The following is a 23027-nucleotide window of genomic DNA, read 5'->3' as shown; positions in this document are numbered from 1 at the left end:
CTCTTAGACCCACCTGACACCCGACGTTGAAAGGCCCCTGACGATGCCCAAGGCGAAGATCACCCGCAGCGCACTGCCCACCACCTCCTCCACCTCGAGCGCCAACCGCACCCCGGTGAAGATCAACACCGGTGGCACCCCGCTGTGGTACAAGGTCATCATGTTCGGGCTCATGCTCCTCGGCCTGGCCTGGCTGGTGGTCAACTACCTCGCCGGCCACCAGATCCCCTTCATGGTGGAACTCGGTGTGTGGAACTACGGCATCGGCTTCGGCCTGTTCATCATCGGCCTGCTCATGACGATGGGCTGGCGCTAGCTCTCAACTTCACGGGTGCTGACCACCCCGTCCGCGATGATCGCGGGCGGGGTGGTTTTTTGGTGTCGGCGTTCGACCTGCCAACGTTGTGAAGTGCTTCGCCAGGGAGGATCGGGGCGGTTGTGACAGTTGTGAACAACCGGGTGAGTTATCCCCAGCCTCGTAGAGGAATCCACCGGTTTATCCACCGATCCACACCCCTTGAAACTATCCACAGGAGTTATCCACACTGTGGATAGTTACACGGATGTCATTATTCGAATGACACGCCCGCAGAACTCAAGAGCATACAATGTACCTGGTATTTCCGCAGGAGTTTCGAACATTTGCGCAGGTGGGGAAAACTGTTCACACAGTTATCCACAGGCTGTGGAGTGTGCCCGGATCGAGAGATTCTTCACATTCTCCACAGTTTTATCCCCAGCCTGTGGATAACTTCCCACTCACAGGTCAGACGACCAGCACCGCCGCACAGGACGCAGCCAACACTGCAAGGACCCCCGCCCAGCGCACACGGTGTTCCCGGTGCACGAAAAACCACACCATCACCGCCCCCGCGAACAACCCACCCAGGTGCCCCCACAATGACACTGATGGCGCCACAAACGTGTAAGCCACGTTCACCGCGACGAGTGTCAGCGGGGCCCGCAGATCCCCACCCCGCACCCGCGCCACTCCGACGAGTAACATCATGAGCGCGAACAGTGCCCCCGAGGCCCCGGCCGTCGGCTGCGCCCAGTCCATCCACAGCACCGTGGCGCTCGCCCCGATGCCGCCCGCCAGAAACGCCGCCGCATACAGCGCTGTCCCCGCGAACTTCTCGATCTCCCTGCCCACCAACATGAGCAGGAAACTGTTGATCGCCACGTGACCTAAGTCGATGTGGAGGAACACCGCCCCCAGCGCACGCAGGCGATCCCACCCACCCGAGGACACCTCCGGGCCATAAAGGACCCACGCCCGGCCCAGGGCCGAATCATGCAAATTGTTCATCAGCGACAACGACTCAGCGGCGGTGATGAGGTACACGATGACCGCCAGAGCAGTGAATAAGACGGTGGCCGGGGCCTCGGCCCAGAAACGGCGCAGGGTGATCACGGTGACTCCATGAGGAAAAGGGAAAGGCCCGCGACGTCGAAAAGCGACGTGCGGGCCACAGCTTCTGGAACTTAAGCGATGGTGACGGACTCGATGAAGATCGGGTCGTTCGGGCGGTCCATGCGATCGGTCGCGGTGGTGGCGATAGCATCGACGACCTTGCGGGACTCCTCATCCACAACCTCACCGAAAATAGTGTGGCGGTTGTTCAGGTGCGGGGTCGGGACGACGGTGATGAAGAACTGGGAACCGTTGGTGCCCGGGCCGGCGTTAGCCATGGCCAGCAGGTACGGACGGTCGAACTGGAGCTCCGGGTGGAACTCGTCGGCGAACATGTAGCCCGGGCCGCCGCGGCCGGTGCCGGTCGGGTCGCCGCCCTGGATCATGAAGCCGTCGATGACGCGGTGGAACACGGCACCGTTGTAGAACGGGCCGGACTTCTCGCCGGAAGCGTTCTCGGTGGAGTACTCCTTGGAACCATCAGCCAGGCCGACGAAGTTGTCGACGGTGGCCGGGGCGTGGTTGCCGAAGAGCTCGATGACGATGTCACCCTGGTTGGTGTGCAGAGTCGCAGTTGCGGTCTTGTTGGTCATGGCGGCCAGTCTAGCGAAGTCCCTACGATCGACGCTCACCCTCGACGGTGAGTTCACGACCCGACGCAGCACGCCACACGATGTGGTCCAGGGCCCCGGCGTCGACGTTCATCCGCTCGGCGGTGCGCTCCAGAAGCTCCACCGCCTGCTTCTCGCTCAGGTCCGCATCCTCGCCGAGCGCGTCGGCAAGAAAACGAAGGACCATCCGGTCCGGTTTGATTGACGGGAGTCCCACGAGAAGGAGCATGTAGTTGTATGTGACGCCCGAGCTTTGGCTAGGCAACCCGAGCCAACCGGTGCGAACATCATTGTCGTAGAGGTCACGCGCGACCGCCCCCCGAAAATCCGCGACGGTGGCGATGCTCCGCTCACACATGAGCTCAGCAGCCTGCTCGATAACCTCCGCCTTGAGCCTGGCATTGCGACCGGTGTGCGCCGGTTTTACGTTTTCCACCACGTCCTCAGCCCATGCCCTGGCACCGCCTACCACCCGCATCGACTCCAGCAGGTCCTGCGGCCCGTGGTTCTCCTCCGGGTACTTCCTCCTGTAGCGGTTGATCACGTTGACAACGGAGGTGTAGTGGGAACCGGTGGAGTAAAGAGCGTCGATGATGCACAGCGCCAGGCTTCCCGGATAGCCGTCCGGGGTGTGCCACAGATCCGGATCCCCGAGGTTCTCCTCGCAGTACGCCACTAGCCGGTCGATATTCATGGTGCCCACTAAAGCAGGCACCGCGTACGCACGTACCCCGATTCACCCCGGCAAGCCGATTTTCTGGCCACTTTCGGACACAAAGGGATACGCCACAACGCAGGCCCCCCAGGAATCAACAAGGGCCCGGCCCCACCTGAGGTGGAACCGGGCCCGCAGCGATCACGCAGGTGCTACAGGGACTCGACCACGAGGTCGCGGGCGAGGACCATGTTGCGCAGGGAGGCCTCGGTCTCCTCGTAACCGCGGGTCTTCAGGCCGCAGTCCGGGTTGACCCACAGACGCTCGGTGGGCACGTTGACCAGGGCGGCCTTAATCAGCTCGGTGAGCTCGGCGACGTCCGGGACACGCGGGGAGTGGATGTCCCAGATGCCGGGGCCGATCTCGGAGTGGAAGGAGTCGTCGAGGTCGGCGAGCAGCTCCATGCGGGAGCGGGCGGCCTCGATGGAGGTGACGTCGGCGTCAAGCGCGGCGACGGCGTCGATGATCTGGCCGAACTCCGAGTAGCAGAGGTGGGTGTGGATCTGGGTGGTCGGCTGCGCGTCGAGGGAGACGAGGCGGAAGGAACGCACGGCCCAGTCGAGGTACGCGGGGCGGTCTTCCTCGCGCAGCGGCAGCAGCTCGCGCAGGGCGGGCTCGTCGATCTGGATGATGTCGATGCCGGCGGCCTCGAGGTCGGCGACCTCGTCGGCCAGCGCCACGCCGATCTGGTCGGCGGAGACGGACTTCGGCACGTCGTCACGCGTGAAGGACCAGGCGAGGATGGTGACCGGGCCGGTGAGCATGCCCTTGACGTGCTTCTCGGACAGGGACTGGGCGTACTTGGCCCACTCGACGGTCATGGCCTCCGGGCGGGAGACGTCACCGACGACGATGGAGGGGCGGGTACAGCGGGAGCCGTAGGACTGGACCCAGCCGTGCTCGGTGGTGACGAAGCCGTCGAGAAGCTCGGCGAAGTACTGAACCATGTCGTTGCGCTCGGGCTCGCCGTGGACGAGCACGTCGATGCCGAGGCGTTCCTGCAGCTCGATGACGGACTTGACCTCGTCCTTGAGGGCGTCGACGTACTGCTCGTCGGTGAGCTCGCCGGAGCGGTGGTCGGCCCGGGCCTTGCGGATCTCGGTGGTCTGCGGGAAGGAGCCGATGGTGGTGGTCGGCAGCTGCGGCAGGCCGAGGGCCTTCTGGGCCTCAACGCGGCCGGTGAACTCGGGCTGGCGGGCGACCTGGCCGTCGGGAAGCGCGGCGACGCGGTCCTGAACTGCCTGGTTGTGGGTGCGTGCGGACTCGCGGCGGGTGCGCACGGCGCGGTCGGAGCGGGCGAAGGCGTCGGCTGCGGCGACGGAGCCACCTTCGAGGGCGGCGGCCAGGGCCTTGGCCTCGCCGATCTTCTCGTCGGCGAAGGAGAGCCAGCCGGCGACGTCGACGGGGAGGTTCTTCTCCACGGCGACGGTGTGCGGGACGTGCTGCAGAGAGACAGAGGAGGTGACGGCGAGCTTCTCGACGCCGCCCTTCTTCAACTCCTCCAGCACGGACAGGCGCTCGCGCAGGTCAGCGGCCCAGATGTTACGGCCGTCGATGACACCGGCGGCGAGGGTGATGTCGGTGCCGGCGAGAGCCTTGGCGACACGCTCGACGTAGCCCTCCTCGTTACCCAGGGTGACCGGGGCGAGGTCGACGGCCAGGGCCTCCGGCTTGGCGCCGACGAGGGCGTCGAGACCGGCGCGCAGGGCGCCGTAGGGGGTGGTGATGAGTACCTGCGGGCGGTTGGTCTCGCCGAGGATCTCACCGTAGACGGTGGCGGCGTGGTCGGCCAGCTCCTGGTCAGATGCAATTGTGAGGTCGGCGACCAGGGCGGGCTCGGCCAGCTGGATCCACTCGACGCCGGCCTCCTTGAGGGCGGCCAGGACCTGCTTGTAGGCGGCGGTCAGGTCGGCGAGGCGGGTGAGCGGGTTGAAGCCTTCGCCGGCGTCCTCGGTGGCCTTGGACTTGGCCAGCAGGGTGACCGGGCCGACGAGGTACGGGCGGACGGTGTGGCCGGCGTTCTTGGCCTCGGTGACGATGTCGAGGATGCGCTGCGGGCGCGGGGTGATGACGGTGTCCGCGGAGACCTCCGGGACGAGGTAGTGGTAGTTGGTGTCGAACCACTTGGTCATCTCGAGCGGGGAGCGCTCGGAGTTACCGCGGGCGAGGGCGAAGTACTCGGTGAGGTCGATTTCGGCGGCGTCGCCACCGATAAGGCCGACGGTGACGGCCGTTTCCAGCACCTGGTCATAGAGGGCGACGTCGGCCGGGATGGCGTAGTCCTGGTCGAGACCCAGGTCACGCAGGCGGGCGTAGTTCTCGACGCGGATGGAGTGCGCGGAGGAGACGAAGGTCTCCTCGTCGATGCGGCCGGCCCAGAAGGACTCGAGGGCCTTCTTGAGCTCGCGGTTGGCGCCGACGCGCGGGTAGCCCTCGATGGTGAAGGTGGGGAAGGAAGACATGGAGAGGTGGACCTTTCGTCAATAAGTTCAGGGTTTATCGGTGCTATGTGCCGCGGGGGCTCACCCGGTGGTCGGGCGAGCGATGCCGATGCGGTCGAGCAGTTCGGTGGTGGTGTCCGGCCGGTTGAACGTGTACACGTGCATCCCCCCGGCACCGGCGGCCAGGATGGTCTGCGCGAGCTCGGCGGTGAGGTCGAGGCCCGTCTGGTACTCGCTCTCCGGCCCGGCCGCCTCCAACTGACGAAGCAGTCGGTCGGGGACGGTGAGTCCGGAGAGCTGGCCCATTCGGCGCAGTCTCGCGACCGATGTCATGGGCATGATGCCGGGGATGAGCGGGATGCGTACCCCGGCGAGGCGGGCGCGTTCGCTGAAGCGGAGGTAGTCCTCGGCGTCGAAAAACAGCTGGGTGATGGCGAAGTCGGCGCCGAGGCGCTGCTTGGTCAGCAGCACGTCGATGTCTTCATCCATGTTGACGGATTCTTCGTGGCCGCTGGGGTAGGCGGCGACGCCGATGGCCAGGCGGCCGGCCCCGAAGCGGGCGACCTGGTCGTCCTCGATGGACTGGATGAGGTTGATGAGGTCGGTGGCGTGGGCCAGGTAGCCGGCGGGCATCTCGGTCTGGCCTTCGGCGAGGTCGCCGCGCAGGGCCAGCAGACCGCGGACGCCGGAATCCATGAGGCGGTTAATCCAGCCGATGAGTTCCTCGCGGGTACCAGCGGTACACGCCAGGTGGGCCAGGGTCGGGATGCGGGTGGAGGTGCTGATCTTCTCGATGAAGCGCGCGGTGCCTTCCAGCCAGCCGGAGTTTTTGGAGCTGGTGACGGAGATGTAGTCCGGGTTGTAGGACTCGAGGGTGGTGAGCAGTTCCTCGATGGCGGCTTCGTCGGCGTCGTGGCGCGGGGGCATGACCTCGAAAGACAGTGAGGTGCGCTGCGGGACGCGGGCCTGGCGGTATTCCTCCGGGTCGAAGGTGTCCAGCGGGGCAGAGGCGGAGAATCGACGCTTGGCGCTGTGGTGCGGCGCGGCTGCGTTCATGGTGTTTCTCCTCCTGTTCTTCATCCCGGTGGGCAAGTGGCTGTGAATGTAGCAAGCCAAGGGTTTGCTCCGGGTATTTTTCCTAAAGGTATTATTTAGGGTTGTGGCGTTGACCTGCTGCAACCATTCCACCCAGCGATGAATATATTTCGCCCGACGGTGCTGAAATCGGCCCAAAAATGAACCAAGCTGTTCAGTTTTGTTTTCCCAGGATCCGCACCGGCAATTTCCGGCACCACTGCCCCGTTCCTGGCTACGCTGGAGGGCAGACAAACCGACCGCAAGGAGACGAACATGAACCCTGCCACCATCAAGATGCTCATCGACGGTTTCTCCACCGTGCGTGACCGCGTCAAGGAGTACAACGAGAAGAAGGCCCGCGAGGCCTACGATCTGCTGTCCGATCACGTCGACATCGACGAGTTGCGTTCCCGCGGTGAAGAGCTTCTCGACGAAGGCCGCAAGGAAGCAGGCGTAGTCACCCAGGCAGCCCACGCGCGCCTGGATGACGCCAAGAAGCGCCTGGCCAAGGTGGCCGACAACACCCCGGCCCGCAAGCGAGCGAAGAAGGCCCGCTGCCGCCGCAACTGGAGCCTCGCCGGCCTGGCGGCCCTGCTGGTCGCCGCCATCGGTGGCGCCGTCTACTGGTTCACCCGCCAGCAGCAGGCCCCGGGCGATGTCCCGCCGCGCGTGGAGGACTTCTCCGCAGATACCCCGGAGACCGAGTCGAAGCTTGTCTACTCCACCACCACCCCGGGCTCCCCGGAGGAGGGTGCCACCGAGCGCGACGAGGAGCTTCTGGGCTCGCTCGACGAGCAGCTGGAGAAGCACCGCTCCGAGGACGGAGACGAGGTTGAGGTGACCGAGGAGGATCCGATCAACGAAGAGACCGTCGACGACGTCACCGACCCGGATGCCGAGTCCGGCGATAAGAAGTAGTCCCCCGTCAGCGCCCTTTCCCCTCGCGGGGAAGGGCGCTTTTCCATGCTCTGCATGTGACCGGTGGCACAGGTACGCTCGGCGTCATGCGAATGAACGTGCTGACCGTCAAAACCATCGACGACCTGACCCTCTACTTCCGCGCCCAGTCCAAGGAGAAGGACGAGAACGGCCTGCCGGAGGTCGATAACGTCGAGCGCCTCCGCGCCGTCCTGGAGTCCGAGGACCCGGACGCCGCCTTCGAGTGCGAGGACCTCCACGGGAAGCAGCGCGCCATCCCCGCCGCCGAGATCTCGCAGTACGACGTCGAGATGATGGAGGACACCGCCATCCGCGGTCACTAACCCCGGCAAACCACCTCATGCTCGATACGCAGTTCCCGCGGCGCCTCCTGCGCCGCCCCGAGCACCCCGCACTCCCCCGTTGGCACGCACGCCTCGTCGACGACGAGGTGGGCGGTGGCCAGCGGGGTCTGTCCGTCCGTGGACCAGACGTGCAGGTCGTGGACGGCGATCACGCCCGGTAGTCGGGAGAGTACGCGTTCCACTTCCTGCGTATCGACGCCCCGCGGCGCCTTCTCCATGAGCACCCCCAGCGTCTGCCACAGCAGGCTGAGTGCCCGGGGCAGGACCAACGCGACGATCGCCAGAGAGGCCACCGTGTCGGCGTGTGCCCAGCCGGTGAAGCGGATGACCAGGGCTGCAATGATGACCGCCACCGAGCCGAGCATGTCCGCGATGACATGCAGGAACGCGCCGCGGATGTTGAGGTTGTCCGCGCGATGCCGGGACAGCACCCACGCCGAGGCCGCGTTCGCCACCAGGCCGATGACGGCCACTCCCAGCATGAGTGTGGTGTCGATGTCGTGCTCCCCGCCGAGGCGCCCGATCGCCTGCACGAGGATCCACATCACCACACCGCTCACCACGATGGCGTTGAGCAGCGCCGCAAGCACTTCGACACGGCGGTAGCTGAAGGTCGCACTTGCCGACGCCGCCTTCTTCCCCACCACCGCCGCGAGCAGCGCGATGATGAGGCCGGCGGCGTCGGAAAGCATGTGCATCGCATCGGAGAGCAGCGCCAGGGAGCCGGACACGAGCCCGCCGATGAGTTCGGCGAGGAACACGGTGCCGGTAATGCCGACGGCGATGCCGAGCGCGCGCAGGGGTGCGTGCCCGTGGTCATGATCGTGTGCCATGACCTCAGGCTATCGCTTATGCGCGACCCCCACACCCACCGAAACCTTCGAGAGACGTTTGACAGGGCCCGTCCATCGGGGTCCGCGAGAGTTCGCGATCAGTCCCCTCTCGAACGTCGCCTCTCGACCATTCCGGGAGCACACACCCGAAATCAGAGAACCCGCCTCCCAGACGAGATCCGGTGGCGGGTTCTACCTGTGGAGCATAGGAGAATCGAACTCCTGACCTTCTGCTTGCAAAGCAGATGCTCTACCAATTGAGCTAATGCCCCTTGCGTTCCTGGTGGGCCTAGCAAGAATCGAACTTGCGACCTCATCGTTATCAGCGATGCGCTCTAACCGACTGAGCTATAGGCCCTTGGAACGTTGATAACTTTAACCAGTACGCCCACCTAAAGACAAATCGCCTGGTCACCCGGGTTAAATGGGGGGCCAGGCGAGCGTCGATAAGCGAGTTAGGAGGCTTCCTCCTGGGTGCCTAGCTGCAGGCCGCCGAAGAGATCGACAATGGCGTTGTAGACCAACGCCGCCAAGGGGGCCAGCACCGAGGTGAGGATGGCGCTGATCGCTCCGAGTAGCGCCGCCACGGACATGACGAGGCCGAAGGTCACGGTCTGCTCGCCGCCGATGTCACCGAGCAGGGAGTTGACCTGGTCCCAGATGCCGGCGGCGTCCATGCCGAAGAACAGCAGGGCGCAGGCGATGAGCCAGGCGACCAGGCCCACGAGGGACATGGCCAGGCCGACCCGGAAAGCGGACAGCGGGGAGATGCGCGTGACGGCGATGTCGCGGCTGGCCATGGCCTACTCCTCGTCCTCGTAGTCGGCAGGCTCGTCGACGGACTGGATGCCCTCGACAACGATCTTCTGCTGAGCACGCTCAGTCGGGCCTGCGACGTCACCCTTGGCAACTGCCTCGGCCTCTTCCTCGCCCTCCTCCTCGACGTTCTTGTCGATGGCCAGCAGCTCGACGTCACCCGGCAGATTAACCAGGCGCACGCCCATGGTGGCGCGTGACGACGGGCGGATCTGGTTGACCTCGGTGCGGATGACACCGCCGGCGGAGGTGATGGCGAAAATCTCGTCGTCCTCGTCGACGGCGAGGGCACCGATGAGGTGGCCGCGCTTCGGGGTGTACTTGAAGGTGACCACGCCGAGGCCGCCGCGGCCCTGGGAGTTGTAGTCCTCCATCGGGGTGCGCTTGCCGTAGCCGCCGGAGGTGGCCACGAGCAGGTAGTCGCCGTCGCGGACGACGCACATGGCGAGCAGCTGATCATCCCCGCGGAAGCGCATGCCCTTCACGCCGGCGGTGGCGCGACCCATGGGGCGCAGCTGGTCATCATCGGCGGTGAAGCGGATGGACTGGCCGAGCTGGGAGACGAGCAGCAGGTCGTCGTCGTCCGAGCACAGGGCTGCGCCGATGAGGCGGTCACCGTCGTTGAGGTTGATGGCGATCAGGCCGGCGGAACGGGCGGACTCGTAATCGGTGAGGCGGGACTTCTTCACGCGGCCCTGGGCGGTGGCGAGCACCAGGTAGGGGGCGTCCTCGTAGGTCTGGAGCTGGATGACCTGCGCGATGCGCTCCTCCGGCTGGAACTCCAGCAGGTTGGCCACGTGCTGGCCGCGGGCGGTACGGGAGGCCTCGGGCAGCTCGTAGGCCTTGAGGCGGTAGACGCGGCCGAAGTTGGTGAAGAAGAGGATCCAGTCGTGGGTGGAGGAGACGAAGAAGTGGCGGACCACGTCATCCTGCTTGAGCTCCGCACCGCGCACGCCCTTGCCGCCGCGCTTCTGCGACTTGTAGGCGTCGACCTTGGTGCGCTTGGCATAGCCGGTGGAGGTGATGGTGACCACCACGTTCTCGCGGGCGATGAGGTCTTCCTCGGAGACATCGCCGGTGGCGGCGATGATCTGGGTGCGGCGGTCATCGCCGTACTTGCGGACGATCTCCTCGAGTTCCTCGCGCACGATCGCACGCTGGCGCTCGGGCTTGGCGAGGATGTCCTTGAGATCCGCGATCTCCAGCTCGATCTCGGCGAGCTCATCGACAATCTTCTGGCGCTCAAGGGCGGCGAGGCGGCGCAGCTGCATCGCGAGGATGGCATCGGCCTGGACTTCGTCGACGTCGAGAAGCGACATGAGGCCGGAGCGGGCCTCGTCGACGGTGGGCGAGCGGCGGATGAGCGCGATGACCTCATCGAGCATATCGAGGGCCTTGACCAGGCCGCGCAGGATGTGGGCACGCTCCTCGGCCTCATCGAGGCGGTACTGGGTGCGGCGCACGATGACGTCGATCTGGTGAGCGACGTAGTAGCGCAGCATCTGATCCAGGCGCAAGGTGCGCGGCACGCCATCGACGATGGAGAGCATGTTCGCGCTGAAGTTGGTCTGCAGCTGGGAGTGCTTGTACAGGTTGTTGAGCACCACGCGCGGCACGGCATCACGCTTGAGGGTGATGACAATGCGCAGGCCCACGCGGTCGGAGGACTCATCGTCGATACGCGAGATGCCGGCGAGCTTGCCCGCGGCGACCTGCTCGGCGATGTTGGCCACCATGTTGTCCGGGTTGACCTGGTACGGCAGCTCGGTGATGACGATGGTCTGGCGGTTGCCCGCCTCCTCGATGGAGGTGACACCGCGCATGCGGATCGAGCCGCGACCGGTGGTGTAGGCATCCTTGATGCCCTGGTCGCCGACGATAAGCCCCGAGGTGGGGAAATCCGGGCCCTTGACGTAGCTCATGCACGCGTCGAGGGCCTCCTTTTCATCCGCCTCCGGGTTGGAGAGCAGCCAGTAGATGGCGTCGGCAAGCTCACCCAGGTTATGCGGGGGGATGTTGGTGGCCATGCCGACCGCAATGCCGCCGGACCCGTTCATGAGCAGGTTGGGCACGCGCGCGGGCAGGACATCCGGTTCGCGGGTCTTGCCGTCGTAGTTCGGGGAGAAGTTGACGGTGTTCTCGCGGATGTCGCGGACCATCTCCATGGCCAGCGGGGTCATCTTGCACTCGGTGTAACGCATGGCGGCGGGGCCGTCGTTACCGCGGGAGCCGAAGTTGCCCTGGCCGTCGACCAGCGGATAACGCATGTTCCACGGCTGGGCGAGGCGCACCAGGGTGTCGTAGATGGCCACGTCGCCGTGGGGGTGGAACTGGCCCATCGTGTCGGAGACGGGGCGGGCGGACTTCACATAACCGCGTTCCGGGCGGTAGCCGGAGTCGAACATCGCGTACATGATGCGGCGGTGGACGGGCTTCATGCCGTCGCGGACCTCGGGCAGCGCTCGGCCCACGATGACGGACATCGCGTAGTCGATGTAGCTGGTCTGCATCTCCTCATTGATGTCAATGGGGAGGATGCGGTCGAAGAGGTCGCCGCCACCCTGCGTGGTGTCGTCGCTCATGATCACCTATCTTTTTCGGGGTTGAAATACCCCTCAATGTTACCTGTACGGCCTTCTACGGTGCTTATCGACGTCCCGTTGGTATCACTTTGATACCAACTTCGCCGCCGCTGTGGTATCAACTGGGTATGGCCATGACACTTCGACTCACCCCCGAGCAGGATCGCGCCCTGAGCCTTCTCGCCGAGGCGCAGGGCTCCAGTAAGCATGAGGCTGCAGTGCGGGCTATTGTCACCGCCGCCTCGCGCCTGCTTCACGACGCGGCCGTCGCCGAACTCGCCCGTGAGGTCATCCCTGGGCAGGCGGCTTTAGAGTCGCGGATCAGGCGGGCGCGGGGATGATCCCTCGTCTGAGTCCCGAGCAGTTACTGCTCATCGCCGATGAGTTTTGTACCACCCACGGCACCCAGGTGCAGGATTTCGGGGCGCTGGTCGCCGCTGCAGCCGTGCCCGGGGCGCGAATCGCTGGCATTCCGGTGCACGACAACTCCTCCGCCGCGGCCGATTCCCTGGCCGCGGCCGTCAGCGCCCTACGGCCTCTGACGGCCCGCAACGAGCTCTTCGCCGCCGCCTGCCGTGCTGTGTACGTACGCCTGTCCGCTTAAGATCCCCCGGCGGGGGAAAATACTCGTCCTCGCAGGCCACCGGGCTACTTTCTCCCATCGCAGCGCAGCGAAATTCACAGCGAAGATGTTTGCAAGTCCAATCATTGGCGGGAGGCGCAGGAGGTGTGTAAGGTCTGTAACCGTTGTGGTTGCAGTGAATCAGAGTTGCTGATGTGACGAACGTGAAACTGTGGCGGAAGAGCTGCAACACGATGGCGATCTCCGTCGTTGTCCCCACCCGGCCCCGACAACCGGATGAGTTCAACCATGGTGATCGCTTTTTCCTTATATCCTAGGCTCATGACTGATCTCTCCCAGCTCCTGAGCGCCGACAAGCGCGCTCCCCTCGTCGATGACTTGGCCGGTTTCGCTGAGGCGACCGTCGCCAAGCAATCCGGGCTCACGGGCACCGCGATCAAGGCCGCCGTCGCCGCCGCCAAGAAGGTCGACGGTGACATCGTGCCGAAGGGCATCAACCGCATGCTCCCCGACGTGCTCGGCGATCTCCAGCCCCATTGGCAGGCCTTCAACGCCGACGACAATGCCACTGACTTCGGGGATTTCCTGGCTTCCCGTTCCTCCCAGGTCGGCGATTCGCTCATGGCCATCGCGGACCGCAACGCCGAATCCATCACCGTGGCCCCGCTGGCCAAGGCCTACAACGGATTGCGCAACAAGGCTGCGAAGCTCATCGAGCCCGAGATCCCGGAGCTCGGCCGCATCCTGCAGAAGCACATGAAGTAGATGTCGGTCCGACTGGCCGTTTTCGCCGACCTGCATCTGGGTAGAAAGAAGGCGCCTGGCCTGCAGTGGGCCCGCCAGGCGCTTGTCGACGCCGCCCCGGACGCCGACATCATCATCTTCACCGGGGATCTGCTGGACAAGAAAAAGGCCACCCGAGCGGACTTGGAGGATTCCATCGACCTCTTCCGCTTCATCACCCAGGACCTGGGCAAACCTTTGGTCCACGTGTGGGGCAACCACGACGTGGGCTCGGGTTTCATCGATGAATTCCCCGCGATTGAGGGGGTGTATCGCCCGGAGGGCGGGGATATTGAGCAGCTGCAGGTCCCGGGGATCCCGCTGGTATTCCATGCCGTCAACGTCATCGAGGATCCGGATCCCCGGACCACGCTCAAACAGCTGGGGAAAGTCGACGGCCCCGGGCACATAGCGGTGCTGCACACCGAGGTCGAGGGGCAGTACACGAAGAATCCGTGCCTGCCGATCACCGCGGACTTCCTGCTTAGCCGCGGTTACTCCGCCTGCCTGATGGGTCATGTCCATTCCCCGGTCGTGCTCCAGGAGGAGCCGTGGACCGGGTGGATCGGCATGGGGCAGATGCTGGAACTGGAGGTCCCGGCCCTGCCTTAAACGTCGAGGAAGCGGACGTCCTTCGCCTTGCGAGTGATGAAGGAGCGGCGGGCCGCGACGTCATCGCCCATGAGGATGGAGAAGAGCTCGTCGGCGCGCTGGGCATCCTCTAGGTCGACGCGACGCAGGATGCGCATGCTCGGGTCGAGGGTGGTCTCCCACAGCTCGTTCGGGTTCATCTCGCCGAGACCCTTGTAGCGCTGGATACCGTCGTCCTTGTTGATCTTGCGGCCGGCGGCCAGGCCCTCCTTGAGCTGTTCGTCGCGCTCATCATCGGAGTACGCGAAACCGGGCTCGCCCTTGCCCTGCCACTTGAGCTTGTACAGCGGCGGGTTCGCCAGGTAGACGTGCCCCTCGGCGATGAGGTCCGGCATGAAGCGGAAGAGCAGGGTGAGCAGCAGGGTGGCGATGTGCTGGCCGTCGACATCAGCATCGGCCATGAGCACGATCTTGTGGTAGCGGAGCTTCGAGATGTCGAACTCCTCGTTGATGCCGGTGCCCAGCGCGGTGATGATGGCCTGGACCTCGGCGTTCTTCAGCACCCGGTCGAGGCGGGCCTTCTCCACGTTGAGGATCTTGCCGCGCAGGGGCAAGATCGCCTGGTAGAGAGAGTCACGGCCGGCCTTGGCGGAACCACCGGCCGAGTCGCCCTCCACGATGTAGAGCTCGGAGACGGAGGGGTCCTTGGAGCGGCAGTCGGCCAGCTTGCCGGGCAGTCCACCAAGGTCGGTGGCGGACTTGCGTCGCACCAGCTCACGGGCCTTACGTGCGGCGATACGTGCCTGGGAGGAAGCGACCGCCTTGTTGACGATGGCCTTGGCCTCCGCCGGGTTGGCATCCAACCACATGGCCACGTGCTCATTGGCCATGCGCTGGACGAAGGAACGCACCTCTGTGTTGCCCAGCTTGGTCTTGGTCTGACCCTCGAACTGTGGGTCGGCGACACGCACGGACACCACGGCGGCCAGGCCCTCACGGCAGTCCTCACCGGTGAGGTTGGGATCCTTGTCCTTGATGAGCTTGTGCTCACGCGCGTACTTGTTCATCAGGGAGGTCAGAGCAGAGCGGAAGCCCTCCTCGTGGGTGCCACCCTCGTGGGTGTTGATGGTGTTGGCGAAGGTGTGGACGGACTCCTTGTAGCCGGAGTTCCACTGCATCGCGATCTCCACCTCGTGGCCCTCGCCCTTGGCGTCGAAACCGACGATGGAGGGGTGGATAACGTTCTTGCCCTTGTTGAGGTGGTTGACGTAGTCGACCAGGCCCTCCGGGTAGTGGTACGTGACCTTCTTCTCGCGCTTCTTCGGGGTCTTCGGGGCCTCGCCAGCGGCAGCTTCCTCGACCTCGGTGTCGTCGAAGGAGGGGCCATCGAGAAGCTGGGCGGTATCTCCCTCCTCGGCGATCGCCTCGAGCTCGAGCTCTTCCTCGCTGACGCGCTCGTCCTTGAGGCTGATGGTCAGGCCCTTGTTGAGGAAGGCCATCTCCTGCAGACGACGCGAGATCGTGTCGTAGTCGAACTCGGTCGTCTCGAAGATGTCGGCGTCCGGCCAGAAACGAATGGTGGTGCCGGTACCGCGGGCGTTGCCACCCTCAATGAGATCATCCGGGATCGAGTTGTTGAAATTCTGGATCCAGTGCTTGCCGTCACGCTTAATATCCGCCTCGACATGCGTCGACAGGGCGTTGACCACGGAAATACCGACGCCGTGGAGGCCGCCGGACACCGCGTAAGACTCGGAGTCGAACTTGCCACCGGCGTGCAGCTGGGTCATGACAACCTGGACGGTCGGCGCCCCCGAGGGGTGCATCTCGACGGGAATACCACGACCGTCATCGACGACCTGCACACCACCGTCGGCCAAGAGGGTCACCTCGACCTTAGAGGCGTAACCGGCCATAGCCTCGTCGACGGAGTTGTCGACGACCTCCCACACCAGGTGGTGGAGACCGCGCGGCCCGGTGGAACCGATGTACATGCCGGGGCGCTTACGGACGGCTTCGAGGCCCTCGAGAATCGTGATCGATGACGCGTCGTAATTGTGTTCAGCGTTAGCCACGTGAAACGAGATCTCCTCGCTAGAAGGTAATTCAGACCTCACCAGTCTACACCGCGGGGGCCTCTACCAGGGAAGGGGTCACGCGAGCCGCAGGGCCATTCTCGTGCGTTTATGGCCGCATCACCCGTATGTGTCGCGCGGCCCGCGCCCTTTCACATGCAGCGGACCCTTGCGCCAGCTCGGTGCCTTCGGTCCGAAGATCCTTAACTCGACGATGATGTTGGGCCCGATCTTTTCGGCGATGACCTGCAGGATCTGTCTCTGCATCATCCGCAGGTTCGTCGCCCAGGCGGTGGAATCGCAGGTGATGAACAGTTTCTTGTCCTTCACCATCTCGACTTTGGTGTGTTGGGCGATCTTCTCCCCCACCAACTCCTGCCAGTTGCCGTACACCCAGCCGCCGGCTATCTCCTTCTCCCAGCCACGCCGGTCAATTTCCCTACCGAGCAAGGAACCCAAATTATCAACATCCAGCGGCCGACGCCGCCGGCGCCCATCCTTGCCGGTGGGCCGCCCCAACTGTGGCGGGGTGGTGTTGCGGCGGGGCTTGTGCGGCGCCTGCGGGGTGCGCGCCACTTTCTGCATGGCCTCGAAGGCCGCCTGGACCGGATCCTGCTCACTCATTGGATCTCACTGATCCTGCCCTGTTCGGTATCCCGCACCGTGACCACGTATTTCCGCGCGGTATCGGTGATATTGGCCGGAAGATCGCCATCGACGGCAGCAGTGATGAGCACTTGTTCCGCATCTGCCGCCAGATCAACGAGCTTTTCGCGCCGCCGGGCATCCAGCTCGGCGAAAACATCGTCGAGGATGAGAACGGGGTCGCTGCCGTCGCGACGTAGCAGGGTGAATTCCGCCAGCCGCAACGCAATCGCGTAACTCCATGTCTCCCCGTGGGAGGCGAAACCCTTGGCCGGCGCATCCCCCAGATGAAGCACCAGGTCATCGCGGTGCGGGCCCACCAGCGACATGCCGCGTTCAATTTCGCGGTTGCGTCCCCGGCCCAACTCGGCGAGCATCTCCGCCTCGAGCACTGCTGGTTCATTGCTTATCGACGCCACCGTCCCCCGATACTCCACCCGCACCGGACGTGATTCCGGTGCGATGCCAGCATAGGACTCGGCGATGAGCTCGGTGAGTTCTGCGACCAGGGCCAGGCGCGCGGCGATGACCTGCGCGCCGAGGGAAGCCAGCTGGCCATCCCACACATCGAGGGTGGCCAGGGCACTGGCGCCGTCATCGTCGCGGTAGCCGCGTCGCAAAGCGGAGTTCGCCGATTTCAGCAGGGCATTGCGCTGGCGCAGCACCTTGTCATAATCCGCTTTCACCCCGGCTAAGCGGGGGGTGCGGGTGGCGATGATGTCATCGAGGTAGCGACGACGCTCTGCCGGCTCTCCCTTGATCAGCGCCAGATCCTCCGGTGCGAATAATACCGTGCGCACCACCCCTAGCAATTCCCGTGGGGAACCCAGTCGGGTGCGGTTGATCTGCGCCTGGTTCGCAGCGTGCGGTTTGATCAACAGGTGGGTGGTCAGCTCGCGGCCCTGGTTGACGGCCGTCGCGGAGACGCGGGCATTGTCCGCCCCCTGTCGCACCAGCGGCGCATCCTGTGCCACCCGGTGCGAGGAGAGGTGGGCGACATACCCGACGGCCTCGATGATGTTGGTTTTACCGAAGCCGTTGCGGCCGACGAACAGGGTGATTCCCGGTTCCAGCTCGAGCGTCAGCTCCGGCCAACTGCGGAAATCCCGCAGATCCAGCGTCCTGATGTAGATGGCGCATCCACCTATCCGGGCAAACGCACCGGCATGAGCAGGTAAGTGAACTCCGTCTCCGGGGTGGGGAACGTTCCGTCGGCGTCTGCCTCCGGGAGCTCCTCCGGCTCCGGCACGAGGATCGCCGGGCGGGAGGGCTCAGTGAATCCGAAAACCACCCGGTTGGTGTGGATGACACCCAGACCATCGCGCAGGTAGCCGGGGTTAAACGCGATGACCAGCTCTTCCTTGCCGGTGAACGCGCAGGGCAGGCGCTCCTCCGCATGACCGGAATCCATACCACCGGCCGAGAGGATGAGCTCACCCTCCATGAACTGCATGCGGATCTGCGCGTTACGTTCGGTGACCAGGCTGACGCGGCGGATCGCCTCCTGCAGCGGAGCGATCTCCACGCTGGCGATCGAGGTGTGTGTCTTGGGCAGCAGCGGCTGGATGTTCGGGAAATCCGCATCCAGCATGCGGGCCGTGGTCTCCCGGGAATCGGTGTGGATACCGAACAGGCCCGCCGCGCCGATCTGCTCGCCGGTACCCACGGCGATCTCCACCGGGTTCGTGGTGTCCAGGCTGCGGGCGTTGTCCAGCAGAGTTTTCGCTGGAACCAGAAGCTTGGCCTGCACTTCCGGGGATTCCGGATCCCACTCAAAGGTGCGCAGCGCCAACCGGAAACGGTCAGTGGCAGCCAGCTTGACCTGAGAACCGGAAATTTCCATGTGCACACCGGTAAGCATCGGCAAGGTGTCATCCTTACCTGCGGCGGTGGCCACCTGGGTGACAGCCTCGTTGAACAGGACTGGATCGATCGAGCCCGTGACTTCCGGCAGAGAAGGGATCTGCGGGTAATCATCGAGCGGGATCAACGGCAGCTCAAAGCGGGAGGAACCACAAGACAGCAGTGCCTTGGATCCGTCGACCCGTAGCTCGACCGGCTTATTCGGCAGGTTGGAGACAATCTCCGCGATGAGCTTGCCGGCGACGGCGATACGCCCCTGGTCACCGATCTCGGCCGCGATCTTGACCTTCGTGGAAACCTCATAGTCGAAGCCCGCGAACTCCAGACCATTGTCATCAGCTGTGATCAACATGGCGCGCAGGACCGGCTGCGTCACCTTGGTGGGCAGGCTCCGGGCCACCCATCCGACGGCGTGGGCCAGATCCTCCCTGGCCACCCGGAATGACACTGCTTGAGACTCCATGCTTGCGGGCTCCTTGAAAATTTGTGATCCGCCGTCGCGGACCCCCTTCAAAACAACAAACTCCAACGTACCCGACGCCTCGCCCCCACAACGATTGTTGTCATTCGCTCTGCGCCAGGCACTAGGCCGCGTTCTCCCCACATCCTCTTTCTTCTATAGAAATTACAAGTTTAAAAGATGGGAGTAACAGTAAGTCCTGTGCAACCTGTGGATGGGGGCCTAAACGACAAGGTAGCCGATCGGATCCGGGATGTGATTCGGCGTGTGGACTAACTGTGGATAACTTTGGGCGATTGTGGATAACTTCCGGCCTGTGCGATCCATCCACAGAAGGGGCCGCATCCATTCACCGGTTCTCAACAGGGAAAACAGGGTTATCCACAGGGCTGCAAGGCGGAGTAACCCGCACCACTATGTGAGAAACTTCTCGGAATTACACTGCTGTAATTACACAGGTGTGGATAACGCTGTGGAAAACTACGAAAACCCCGTCCACCAGAGGGTGAACGGGGCGTGATCAAGCGCTGAAACTAGCCGCGACCGCGGTTTTTGACCAACTGCGTGAGCGCCTGGATCTCGTCGTAGGTGTCGCGCTTCTCGGTCATCTCCTTACGGATCTTCCGGTCGGCGTACATGACGGTCGTGTGATCCTTACCCCCGAACTCCTGGCCAATCTTGGGCAGGGAGAGGTCGGTGAGCTCGCGGCACAGGTACATCGCCAGCTGGCGGGCATGCGCCACCGCGCGGGTCTTGCCGGCGCCGGTGAGAGTGTCCATGGTAACGCCGAAATAGTCGGCGGTGACCTCCATGATGGTCGACGCGGTGATTTCCACATCGGCGGCGTCGGGCAGGATGTCGCGCAGCGCGATCTCCGCCATTTCCTGGTTGATCGGCTCGTTGATGAGTGAGGAGTAGGCGGATACACGGATGAGTGCGCCCTCCAGCTCGCGGATGGAGGACTCGAAACGCGAGGCAATGAGCTCCAGCACCGTCCGGTCGACGTGGGTGCCGTCGGCCAGGGCCTTCTTCTCCAGAATCGCGATGCGGGTCTCCAGGTCCGGCGGCTGAATATCGGTGATGAGCCCGCCCTCGAAGCGGGTGCGCAGCCGGTCCTCCAGCGTGGTTAGCTGCTTCGGCGGGCGGTCCGAGGACAAGATGATCTGCTTATCTGCCTGGTGGAGAGCGTTGAAGGTGTGGAAGAACTCCTCCTGCGTACCCTCCTTGCCCTCGAGGAACTGGATGTCATCGACCATGAGGATGTCCAGATTGCGGTAACGGCGCTTGAAGGATTCCTGCCGGTCATCGCGCACCGAGTTGATGTAGTCGTTGGTGAATTCCTCACTGGAGACGTACTTCACACGCAGACCCGGCTGGAGAACCTGGGCATAATTACCTGCGGCGTGCAGCAGGTGCGTCTTGCCGAGGCCGGAACCACCCCAGATGAACAGCGGGTTGTAGGCCCGCGCGGGGTTTTCGGCCACCGCCACCGCGGCGCCGTTGGCGAAGCGGTTGGAGGACCCGATGACGAAGTTCTCGAAGGTGTACTTCGGGTTGAGGGACTTCTCTCGGTTCGGGTCATGTGCCGGGGTCTCGCGGTGCAGGCGCTGAGGCGCCGGGGTCGGCGCGGTGGTGGTGCTCCAGCCCAGCTGGTGGTCCGTGATCTGCTGCTGGACAGGCGCCGTCACGGGCTCGGGTGCAGGCGGTTCGGGGATGGCCTCGGGCTCGATCGACACGGCGAGGCTGCAGGGGCGGCCGGTGCGTTCGGTGAGCACCTTGACGATGTGGGGGCCGAAATCATCCTCGATGACCTGCTTGGCCATGGCGTGCGGGGTGGCCAGCACGGCGTAACCGTCGACTAGGACGATGGGCTGCACCAGGCCGAGGAAGGCGCGCTGCTGGTGGGTGAACGTCGGGATGGAGGAGTCCGCCCGCTCGGATTGGTCAAGGAGTTCCGCCTTGATCGCCTGCCAGGTGTCGGCGAGTGACTGTTGCTGATCCGCCACGTCGGGGCTGCTCCTTTGAAAAATTCCATCGTCGGGTGTTGCGGCCGGGGCTAATTCACGAGGTGTTCACGCCGCATCTGTTCACAGGCCTGCCCCCAGGGGGATTGTGGCCTCAACCTCGCCATCCACAGAGTTATCCACAGGTGTGGAGTATCCGGGGCCGAAATCTTTCCACAGCCTAGTCGATGGGCTGTGGATAAAACGATTTCGGTGGGATTACTTCCCTACCTGCGGAAACACGACCGCTGTGAAAAACCCTCAACCTCAGATTGACGGTTATCCACAGGGGTGTTGGTGGTCCTCTGTGGTTTTCTGTGAGTCCCTACATTGTTACCCACCGAATCCCGTGGGTGTCCATCGAACGGCCCGGCCATTTCTCCGCCCGCCCCGAGGGCCGCTGGGAAAATGCCCAAACATCCCCGGTGAGCTGGCACTAATCACAAGAATGTCATTTCAGGGGCCCCCGACCCCGCCCCGGCGACACGCCGGAAAAGGCAATTTGTTCGAGACGTGGTTCCTCGCGTAGTCTGTGAGGGTCTGTCACACCGCCGGATGCGCCCCGTCACGGGGAGGCGCCGGCGGATGTGTGTGAGAGCAGCGTCGGCACCGGATCACCGGGCCGCGGCACCCGCCGCGCGTCAGTGCGGACGCAGCACATCTCATCAAGTTAATGAAAACTTCAGCGGTCTGCCGGTCCCGTACGGCCGACCGCGTCAGAAACTCAAAGGAGAACAACCGTGGCAAAGGGCAAGCGGACGTTCCAGCCGAATAACCGTCGTCGTGCACGCGTGCACGGCTTCCGTACCCGTATGCGCACCCGTGCCGGTCGCGCCATCGTCTCGGCGCGTCGCCGTAAGGGCCGCGCCAAGCTCACCGCTTAAAAGACGCGCACCCGAGGTGCTTCCGAAGCAGCACAAGTTCACGTCTCCGACTGAATTCAGCCGGACAATTAAACGTGGACGCCGCGCCGGTACCCGCACCGTAGTGGTCCATTTCTATGAGCCCGACGCACCGGTCGCCCACCAGGGCGGCCCCCGCGTCGGGCTCATCGTTTCCAAAGCCGTCGGAAACGCGGTCATCCGTCACCGCACCTCCCGGCGGCTACGCCATGTCATGGCAGCGCTTTTCGACGCCCTCTCCCCCACCGCTGACCTCGTTATCCGGGCGTTGCCGGCTTCCGGTGGGGCGTCGTCAAGCGATCTGGAGCGTGACATCCGCAAGGCGCTCACCCGCCTGGGGGCCCTGCATGACTAGGCTGTCGCCGGTGGCGCGCGCCCTGGAGGCGGCGGTGCTGTTCTACCAAAAGAACATCTCGCCCCTTAAGATGGGATCGTCCTGCCGTTTTGAACCGACGTGCAGTGCCTACGCCTTAGACGCCGTCCGCGGTCACGGGGCGGTGCGCGGAACTATCCTGTCGCTGGCCCGACTGAGCAAGTGCGGTCCATGGCATCCGGGCGGGTATGATCCCGTCCCTGAAAAAACCGATAGCAAGGAGTCCTGACTCACAGTGCTCAACTTCATCTACTGGCCGATCTCGGCCATCCTGTGGTTCTGGCACAAGGCGTTCAGCTTTGTGCTGGACCCGGACCTCGGCATCACCTGGGTGCTATCGATCGTCTTCCTCACCTTCACGGTGAAGGCGATCATGTTCAAGCCCACCCAGAATCAGCTGCGCTCGGGCCGCAAGATGCAGGAAATGCAGCCCAAGATGGCGGAGATCCGAGCCAAGTACAAAAACGACCAGCAAAAGATGATGGAGGAGACGCGCAAGCTCCAGAAGGAGCACGGCGTCAACCCGCTGCTCGGCTGCCTGCCGATGCTCATCCAGATCCCCGTCTTCATCGGCCTGTTCCACGTGCTGCGTTCCTTCAACCGCACCGGTGAGGGCGTGGGCCAGCTGGGCATGGGCATCGAGGAAAACCGCAACACCCCGAACTACATCTTCGGTGTCGACGAGGTCCAGTCCTTCATCGACGCCCGTTTCTTCGGCGTGCCGCTGTCCTCCTACATCTCGATGCCGCAGGACATGTACAAGGCGTTTGAGCCGGTCGACTTCACGCGCACCGACATCATCCTGGTGGCCGCGCCGCTGGCCATCATCATTGCCGTCGCGACCCACTTCAACGCGCGTATGTCCATCGACCGCCAGAAGGCCCGTATCGCCTCCGGCAAGCAGTCAGCCCCGACTGGCGATAACGCCGACATGATGGCCATGCAGATGGGCATGATGAACAAGATGATGCTGTGGG

Annotated in this window: 24 protein-coding genes and 2 tRNA genes; 11 read left to right on the top strand and 15 right to left on the bottom strand. The window is 64.1% G+C overall.

Translation table 11 applies throughout. The features are described from left to right. Window positions 1–43 precede the first annotated feature (43 nt). Window positions 44–316, top strand: a complete 273-nt coding sequence (crgA, locus tag Q4G50_RS07940) for a cell division protein CrgA (RefSeq protein ID WP_303377116.1) — start codon at window positions 44–46, stop codon at window positions 314–316. Window positions 317–766: 450 nt separating this feature from the next. Here the strand turns inward: crgA and Q4G50_RS07935 are convergent, their stop codons facing one another. From Q4G50_RS07935 to Q4G50_RS07915, 5 genes are all read right to left on the bottom strand, one after another. Then, window positions 767–1414, bottom strand: a complete 648-nt coding sequence (locus Q4G50_RS07935) for a rhomboid family intramembrane serine protease (RefSeq protein ID WP_303377115.1) — start codon at window positions 1412–1414, stop codon at window positions 767–769. Window positions 1415–1485: 71 nt separating this feature from the next. Beyond that, window positions 1486–2007 carry a peptidylprolyl isomerase gene (locus tag Q4G50_RS07930; protein ID WP_303377114.1) on the bottom strand — a complete coding sequence of 174 codons (522 nt, stop codon included), beginning with the start codon at window positions 2005–2007 and terminating at the stop codon, window positions 1486–1488. A 22-nt stretch (window positions 2008–2029) separates the two neighbouring features. Next, window positions 2030–2719, bottom strand: coding sequence for a hypothetical protein (locus tag Q4G50_RS07925; protein WP_303377113.1), 690 nt, complete (start codon window positions 2717–2719; stop codon window positions 2030–2032). 173 nt (window positions 2720–2892) lie between these two features. Next, complete coding sequence (metE, locus tag Q4G50_RS07920; protein ID WP_303377112.1) at window positions 2893–5202, bottom strand: 5-methyltetrahydropteroyltriglutamate--homocysteine S-methyltransferase; 2310 nt, start codon at window positions 5200–5202, stop codon at window positions 2893–2895. Between the two features lie 60 nt (window positions 5203–5262). Next, entirely contained in the window at window positions 5263–6237 is a 975-nt protein-coding gene (locus Q4G50_RS07915) for a methylenetetrahydrofolate reductase (protein WP_303377111.1), read from the bottom strand. 294 nt (window positions 6238–6531) lie between these two features. Here Q4G50_RS07915 and Q4G50_RS07910 point away from each other — a divergent pair, with 294 nt between their 5' ends. Beyond that, on the top strand, window positions 6532–7176 hold the full coding sequence (locus tag Q4G50_RS07910; RefSeq protein WP_303377110.1) for a hypothetical protein: 645 nt from the start codon (window positions 6532–6534) through the stop codon (window positions 7174–7176). Between the two features lie 86 nt (window positions 7177–7262). After that, complete coding sequence (locus tag Q4G50_RS07905) at window positions 7263–7520, top strand: hypothetical protein (RefSeq protein ID WP_303377109.1); 258 nt, start codon at window positions 7263–7265, stop codon at window positions 7518–7520. Here the strand turns inward: Q4G50_RS07905 and Q4G50_RS07900 are convergent. From Q4G50_RS07900 to gyrA, 5 genes are all read right to left on the bottom strand, one after another. Then, on the bottom strand, window positions 7517–8374 hold the full coding sequence (locus Q4G50_RS07900; RefSeq protein WP_303377108.1) for a cation diffusion facilitator family transporter: 858 nt from the start codon (window positions 8372–8374) through the stop codon (window positions 7517–7519). The two genes, Q4G50_RS07905 and Q4G50_RS07900, sit on opposite strands and share 4 nt — an antisense overlap. Window positions 8375–8573: 199 nt before the next feature. Next, window positions 8574–8646, bottom strand: a tRNA-Ala gene (locus tag Q4G50_RS07895). A gap of 9 nt (window positions 8647–8655) precedes the next feature. Continuing rightward, window positions 8656–8732: transfer RNA gene (locus Q4G50_RS07890), tRNA-Ile, on the bottom strand. A gap of 97 nt (window positions 8733–8829) precedes the next feature. Beyond that, on the bottom strand, window positions 8830–9174 hold the full coding sequence (locus Q4G50_RS07885; protein ID WP_303377107.1) for a DUF3566 domain-containing protein: 345 nt from the start codon (window positions 9172–9174) through the stop codon (window positions 8830–8832). A 3-nt stretch (window positions 9175–9177) separates the two neighbouring features. Next, on the bottom strand, window positions 9178–11772 hold the full coding sequence (gene gyrA / locus Q4G50_RS07880) for a DNA gyrase subunit A (RefSeq protein WP_303377106.1): 2595 nt from the start codon (window positions 11770–11772) through the stop codon (window positions 9178–9180). A gap of 128 nt (window positions 11773–11900) precedes the next feature. Between gyrA and Q4G50_RS07875 the strand changes: the two genes are divergently transcribed. From Q4G50_RS07875 to Q4G50_RS07860, 4 genes are all read left to right on the top strand, one after another. Further along, entirely contained in the window at window positions 11901–12113 is a 213-nt protein-coding gene (locus Q4G50_RS07875) for a CopG family transcriptional regulator (protein ID WP_303377105.1), read from the top strand. Next, a complete protein-coding gene (locus Q4G50_RS07870) occupies window positions 12110–12376 on the top strand; it encodes a TetR family transcriptional regulator (RefSeq protein ID WP_303377104.1) in 267 nt (88 codons plus the stop codon). The genes Q4G50_RS07875 and Q4G50_RS07870 overlap by 4 nt, the downstream gene beginning before the upstream one ends. 300 nt (window positions 12377–12676) lie before the next feature. Continuing rightward, on the top strand, window positions 12677–13120 hold the full coding sequence (locus Q4G50_RS07865) for a hypothetical protein (protein WP_303377103.1): 444 nt from the start codon (window positions 12677–12679) through the stop codon (window positions 13118–13120). After that, window positions 13121–13750, top strand: a complete 630-nt coding sequence (locus Q4G50_RS07860; protein WP_303377102.1) for a metallophosphoesterase — start codon at window positions 13121–13123, stop codon at window positions 13748–13750. It abuts the gene before it with no gap. Here Q4G50_RS07860 and gyrB read toward each other — a convergent pair. The 5 genes from gyrB to dnaA all read right to left on the bottom strand — a co-directional run bounded on the left by gyrB (window position 13747) and on the right by dnaA (window position 20778). After that, window positions 13747–15804, bottom strand: a complete 2058-nt coding sequence (gene gyrB, locus Q4G50_RS07855; RefSeq protein WP_303377101.1) for a DNA topoisomerase (ATP-hydrolyzing) subunit B — start codon at window positions 15802–15804, stop codon at window positions 13747–13749. The two genes, Q4G50_RS07860 and gyrB, sit on opposite strands and share 4 nt — an antisense overlap. A 120-nt stretch (window positions 15805–15924) precedes the next feature. Beyond that, on the bottom strand, window positions 15925–16428 hold the full coding sequence (locus Q4G50_RS07850; RefSeq protein WP_303377100.1) for a DciA family protein: 504 nt from the start codon (window positions 16426–16428) through the stop codon (window positions 15925–15927). Next, window positions 16425–17534 carry a DNA replication/repair protein RecF gene (gene recF / locus Q4G50_RS07845; RefSeq protein ID WP_303377148.1) on the bottom strand — a complete coding sequence of 370 codons (1110 nt, stop codon included), beginning with the start codon at window positions 17532–17534 and terminating at the stop codon, window positions 16425–16427. Before recF ends, Q4G50_RS07850 begins: the two co-directional genes overlap by 4 nt. 59 nt (window positions 17535–17593) lie before the next feature. Further along, window positions 17594–18775, bottom strand: coding sequence for a DNA polymerase III subunit beta (gene dnaN / locus Q4G50_RS07840; protein ID WP_303377099.1), 1182 nt, complete (start codon window positions 18773–18775; stop codon window positions 17594–17596). A gap of 530 nt (window positions 18776–19305) precedes the next feature. Next, the gene (dnaA, locus tag Q4G50_RS07835) at window positions 19306–20778 is read right to left on the bottom strand and encodes a chromosomal replication initiator protein DnaA (protein ID WP_303377098.1); all 1473 of its coding nucleotides are present in this window, start codon (window positions 20776–20778) and stop codon (window positions 19306–19308) included. 737 nt (window positions 20779–21515) lie between these two features. Here dnaA and rpmH point away from each other — a divergent pair. The 4 genes from rpmH to yidC all read left to right on the top strand — a co-directional run. Continuing rightward, window positions 21516–21659, top strand: coding sequence for a 50S ribosomal protein L34 (gene rpmH, locus Q4G50_RS07830; protein ID WP_015402223.1), 144 nt, complete (start codon window positions 21516–21518; stop codon window positions 21657–21659). 16 nt (window positions 21660–21675) lie between these two features. Next, window positions 21676–22032, top strand: a complete 357-nt coding sequence (gene rnpA / locus Q4G50_RS07825; protein WP_303377097.1) for a ribonuclease P protein component — start codon at window positions 21676–21678, stop codon at window positions 22030–22032. Continuing rightward, window positions 22025–22279, top strand: a complete 255-nt coding sequence (gene yidD / locus Q4G50_RS07820) for a membrane protein insertion efficiency factor YidD (RefSeq protein ID WP_303377096.1) — start codon at window positions 22025–22027, stop codon at window positions 22277–22279. Before rnpA ends, yidD begins: the two co-directional genes overlap by 8 nt. Window positions 22280–22285: 6 nt before the next feature. Next, window positions 22286–23027, top strand: a 742-nt coding sequence (gene yidC / locus Q4G50_RS07815) for a membrane protein insertase YidC (RefSeq protein WP_303377095.1), incomplete at its 3' end; no start/stop codon positions are given.

The organism is Corynebacterium sp. (genome assembly GCF_030538285.1).
GTDB lineage: Bacteria > Actinomycetota > Actinomycetes > Mycobacteriales > Mycobacteriaceae > Corynebacterium.
Note: the sequence above shows the minus strand (reverse complement) of the source record. Positions and strands in the feature narration are given on the sequence as shown.